Genomic DNA, 5,562 nt, shown 5'->3' with positions numbered 1-5,562 from the left:
GAAGCCGTCGCCACCACCACCGACTCCGCACCCCCAGACGCCTGCTGCAGAACCGCCGTATCACCCCCCGGGATCTCCGTCACGAAACCACCAGGGGTCGTCACGATGCCGCGAGCCGGATCAAGGATGACGGGCGTGGTGCCGACGACGGTGATCGTCGGTGTGCTGTCCTTCTTCAGTCCGTCGACACTCGCGGTCGTCGGCTCGAGCGCCTCACCCTGCGGATCTACCGGGATCGTGTAGACCGCGGCATCCGCAGCGGACACGGCGAAGACCGTGCCGTCATGCCCGACGGCGATATCCGCGTTGCGGCCGAGCTCGAGCAGCGGTTCCTTGCTGACGAACTCGAATCCGGCCAGACCTCCCACAGGGACGACCCACAGGTCACCGGACTCGGTGTCCAGGATCGCGGTCGTCTTGGCTCCCAACGCGACCTTGCCCCCGCCCGGGATCGCCGTGCTGTCGCCGAGGATCACATGCGCCGGATCGATCGTCGTCGCCGTCGACTCCTCACGATTGACCACGACCACCGTGGCCTCATCCTGCAGGATGTCGAAATTCTCGCCCGTCGTCCGCAGACCACCATCCAACAACTCGGACTCGTTGTTGAAATGCCCCACCAACAGATTCGACGACTTCGTGATCCACACACCACCGTCATTCAGATCGACCTCGGTCGTGGGATTGCCATCGTAGGCGAGGGCGAGCGTCGTGATCGTCACGACGCCGGCGGTGACCGCGGCCGCCGACGCCAGCGTTTTCGGCCGCGCACGGACCCAACTCAGCACCTTCATAACCGGTTCCCCCCTGGAACAGCATCAGACCTCGTGGTGCGCGAGGCCATCCGCTCAGCCCACAGGTCGCACCGGGACATCCTAACCGCGCACGCTGGATGTCCGAGATGGGGAGGACTCCCCATCTCGGACATCGTCGCTACCAGTTCGTCGCGTCGGCGTCGCCCCAGCCTCTGATCGTCACCCACACCTTGTTACCGCGCACGCCGTAGAAGCACTTGGCATCGAATGTGCCGTTCGCACCGACGTGGACCTTGACGCTGCCGCCCCAGCTCCCGCCGGAATCGTGACAGACCAGCGCGTAATCACCGGCCGGGAAGTTCGCGACCTTGACGGCCATATAGGCGCAGGAACCCGACGTGCATGAGCCGTCCCCACCCCATCCTTCAGGCCAGTACCCTGGCGTCCCCCTGACCGTCTGAGCCGTTGCCTTCGGCTTCGCGCCGGAGGTCGCCGAGGCCGTCGCCGATGCCGACCAGCCGGCTTTGTTGTGCACTTGCACCTCGATGGTGTGCTGCTCGGAGTATCCGTTGCCGACGGTCTTCGATCCGCTGGCGTTGACCGACTGCCATCCGCCGCCGTCGATGCGGATCCGGGCACCGTCGATGGGGGCGCCGTTGTTCCCGTTGGCGCTCCAGTTGAACGTGACCGACGTGGCGTTGCGTTGCCCCGATGCGTTCGGTTTGGGCGGAACGCCGAACGGAGTCCGCCCCTCGGAAGCCCCGGACGGGTCCGAGATGTAGTTCTTGCCGTCGACGTTCGCAACCGCGCGGATCCGAACCGTGTACGACGTGCCGTTGTTCAGGCCCGAGATCGTCGTACCGTCCCAATTCTCCTGCCAGCCACCGCCGTTGAGGCTGAACTGGTAGCGCATCTCGGACTCGCTCGCCCCGTTCATATCCGACGCTGCGAGCCGGTACGACGCGGGGTCGACGGTGACTCTCGTATCGCCGGCGGTCACCGCGGGCGTGCCAGGCGTGCCCGGCTTGATCGCAGCACGACGCGGCGCTGATGGATCGCTCCATGCGCCCCAACTCGACCGATTCTCCGCCCTGACCTTGAACGTGTACGAGGTCGTCGATGTGTCCACGGGTACAGCCTGGGACGACTTTCCCGCACCGACCGCAATGGTCTGCACGACAGTCGTGCCTCGGAGAACCTGCACCTGGTAGCCGTCGATCGAGTCGCCGTTGTCGTTGGGCGCGACCCAGCGGACTTCCATCTGAGCCCGGTCGCCGACGGGGGCGAGTTCCGCGGTCGTCGGAGCGGCGGGAGCGAACGGAGGACCCGACGGAACCTCGGGCAGCGAGTCAGGACTCCAGCTCGAAGGCTCCGGAGCCAGGTTGTGCGCCTGAATCCGGACCGTGTACGACGAGCCGTTCTCCAGCCCCGTCCAGGTGTAGGAGTTGCCGGTGATGTTCGTCTTCTGCCCCGCGCCGAGTCCCCCCGAGAGCTCCAGCGTGTAGTACTCGACGGGCGAGCCAGGAGTCGACGGAGTCTTCCACTTGATGGTGAGCTGCTTGTCGCCGTAGGTGAGCGTCGGAGCGGTCGGAGTATCGGGTCGCGCGTCCGGGCGAGCCTCCGCCGAGGACGGCGAGGGGTCCGATTCGCCGACGCGGTTCGTCGCGGTCACCTGGAACAGATACTTCACGTTGTTGGTGAGGCCATCCAGCGTGCAGGTCGTCGAATCGCACTGCTTCTCATACGCATCGCCCTGCACCGAACGGACCGTGTAACCGGTGATCTCAGCACCGTTGTTCGCCGGCGGCGACCACGACAGCACGACCTTGCGATCCTGCACACTCGACACCGTCGGCTTGCCCGGAGCATCCGGAACACCCTGCACCGTCAGAACGATCTGACCATCCACCTCACGATCCGGATCCTCCGTGACATCACCGATCCGATAACGGACGACCATCGTGCCCACGAAGTCAGCGGCCGGGGTGACCTCCACCTGGTCGCCGACGATCTGCGTCGTTCCCTCGCCGCTTTCGCGCTCCGCCCGCAGAAGCCGCAGCTCGCCCTCGCCGGGGAACGGGTTGACATCGTTCTCGAGCGGGGACACCGTGATCGTCTCGCCCTGGTTCGTCTCTGCGAAGGTATCGGTGTTGGCGGTGGGCAGTTCTCTGGTGGATGCCGTGACCGCCACGTCCACCGTGCCCTCGATGGCGTCGGTCTCACCATCCGTGATGCGCAGCATCAGGGTCGCAGCCGTGCCCTTGGGCGTGTTCGAGGACGCCTCGACGAGCAGACGGTCGCCGTCGACGCGTGCGCTCAATCCGTCGCCGGCTCCGCTCACGTAGGTGAACGTGTGCTTGCCGGCATCCTCCGGGTCGGGATCATCGGTCAGCGCCGCCAGGTCGATGGCGGCTGCTTCCTCGCCAGGGGCGACGTTCATCTCACCGCGCGTGAACGTCGGCGGCTGGTTCGCCGGCGGGAGCACGGTGATCGGGATCGACAGCGTCGCCTTGCGACCTTCCGGGTCGTCGGGACCCGTGCCGTCCGTCACTTCGAAGGTGAGAGCATCAGAGCCGAAGTAGCGATCAGCGGACGTGTAGACCAGCGTCTTCTCATCCTTGATGAGGTTCGCGCCGTTGGAATGGGCAGCGCTGACCTTCTCGGCCTCCGTGATCACCACGTCACCGCCACCGGCGACCGTCACGTACTCGCTGAGCGGGACGTCGATCGTCTCCCCGCTGACGACCTCGATCGACTTCGTCGTGTCCACCGTCGGTCGCAGATCCGCTACGGCAGGGACATAGATGAACGAGGAGGTCGACTGATCGTCCTGATCCGTGAGCGTGTAGCGGATGAGCTGACGTTCCTCGCCGACGGTGACGCGCACCTTGCGATTCTCGAGAACCCTGCCTCCGGCCTCCGCGGTCAGTTCGAGAGAGTCGGTGGTGCCGTCGGGATCCTCGTCGTTGGCGAGGACATCGACGTCGATCGTGAGTTCGTCCTTGACGTCCTCCGATTTCACCCGGTCGTCGCGAGCGATCGGATACAGCAGGGGGACATCCTCGTCGACGGTGATCTGCAGTACGGCGTCGGCCTCCGCTCCGCGCTCGTCCACGATCGAGTACTGCAGCGACGTCTCGATCTCGTTATCGGGCGCCTGAACCAGAACGCGATCGCCGGACACACGGCCTTCCAGTCCCGGCACGTCCGGCGGCAGCGTCACGCCATTCTTCACGAGGGCGATCTTGTCGCCCTCCGGGTCGGAATCGTTCGCCAGCACCGGAACCGCGACCTCACGGCCGGGCCGCACGACGACGGCGTCCTTCACGGCGTACGGAGACTGGTTCGACTCCTCGCTGGGTGCGATGCCCACGTGGACGCTGGCAAGCCCTTCCTTGCCGAGGTTGTCGCGCACCTTGTAGGTGAAGGTGTCCACCCCGGTGGAGTCCTCATAGGCGTCGTAGACGAGATAGTTCTGCTCGACCGTGACGAGCCCCTTCTTGGGGTTCGAGTCGAGCCCGAGCAGTTCGACGGAGTCTCCATCGGCGTCGATTCCGTCCAACGGGATCGCGATGTTCGTCGTCGTCCCGCTCAGCGTGCGAGCCGTGACATCCCGCGGCCGAGGGGCGGCGTTCTTCTCCTCATCGACCGCGAGGATCTGAATCGTGATGTACCCCGCGTCGACCTGGCCGTTCTCATCCACGACGTTGTACGTGGCGTAGACCGTCTTCGCCTCAGGACCAGCACGGAAACGCACCTGATCCTGGGAGACGAACGCCTCGCCGTCCTCCGGGTCGATGAACGGCTCCACCAGCTCCGGCTCGACATGCATCGCCGCATCGTTGGGGTGCGTGTCGTTGTCCAGCACCGGGATCGTCACGACATCACCCGCACGCACCACAGCCGTATCGTCATTCGCCACCGGCGGGAGCAGCTTGTCCGGTGCGGGAATCGGGATGACGACCACGTCGCCTTCGGCGGTCTTCGTGCCGTTCGAGATGCGGTACTTGATGCGGACCTGCTCATCCAGGCCACCCTGATCACCGATGCGCAGAGTCTCATGATTCAACACCGAGACCGACACACCGCTGCCCGGCTCGACTGTCACCGACTGCACCACGAGGATCCCACCACCCGGATCCGTATCGTTGTTCAGCACCCCGACCAGTGATTCCCCACCGGTCGGAAGCAGAGCCACATCACGGACAGCAATGGGTGCGAGGTCCTCCTCCGTCGGCTCCTGCACGTCGATGCGCACGATGCCGGTGGCGGAGGGGACGCCTGCCGTGACGAGGTACTGCACGTAGTACACGCCGGGCGAGTTCGAGGTGAACGTGAACGTCTTGTTCGGATAGTCGGGGGTGATCGTCGCCCGATCCACGGCGTCCACGCGGTTCAAGCGCAGGGGTTCGCGGCTGGAGCTGGTGTCGTTGCTCAACGGCGCGACTGTGACCTGCGACCCGACCGTCGTCACCACGTGGTCGGCGTTCGTCTTCGGCAGCGTCGATCCCACCGGGCGGACATCCAGCTGGATGACGCCCGTCGCCAACTCTCCTGAGCCGTCCGCAACCGAGACCTGCACCTCGTGACGTCCCGGCGGGCTCGCGATCGCCCGGTAGGTGATCTGCCCGTCCGTGGTGAAGTCGACCTCATCACCCGAGGACGCACTCACATCCTGGAGGTAGACGTCGTCGCCGTCGGGGTCGATCCAGTCCGGCAACACGTTGTACGACACCGTGCCACCCGCCTCCACCGCCAACACGCTCTTACGCTTCGGCTCCGGCGCAGAATTCACACTCCAGTCATG

1 protein-coding gene and 1 pseudogene are annotated in these 5,562 nt (G+C 65.5%); both read right to left on the bottom strand.

Going from position 1 to position 5,562, the window contains the following annotated elements:
* Nucleotides 1-794: pseudogene (locus ACFCYE_RS17860) on the bottom strand (hypothetical protein); the annotation flags it as partial.
* A gap of 139 nt (nucleotides 795-933) precedes the next feature.
* Complete coding sequence (locus ACFCYE_RS17855; protein WP_376180855.1) at nucleotides 934-5,550, bottom strand: Ig-like domain-containing protein; 4,617 nt, start codon at nucleotides 5,548-5,550, stop codon at nucleotides 934-936.
* Nucleotides 5,551-5,562 lie beyond the last annotated feature (12 nt).

It is taken from the genome of Microbacterium sp. NPDC056234, assembly GCF_042267585.1.
Lineage (GTDB): Bacteria > Actinomycetota > Actinomycetes > Actinomycetales > Microbacteriaceae > Microbacterium.
The sequence above is the reverse complement of the archived record's forward strand: the minus strand, read 5'-3'. Positions and strand labels throughout refer to the sequence as shown.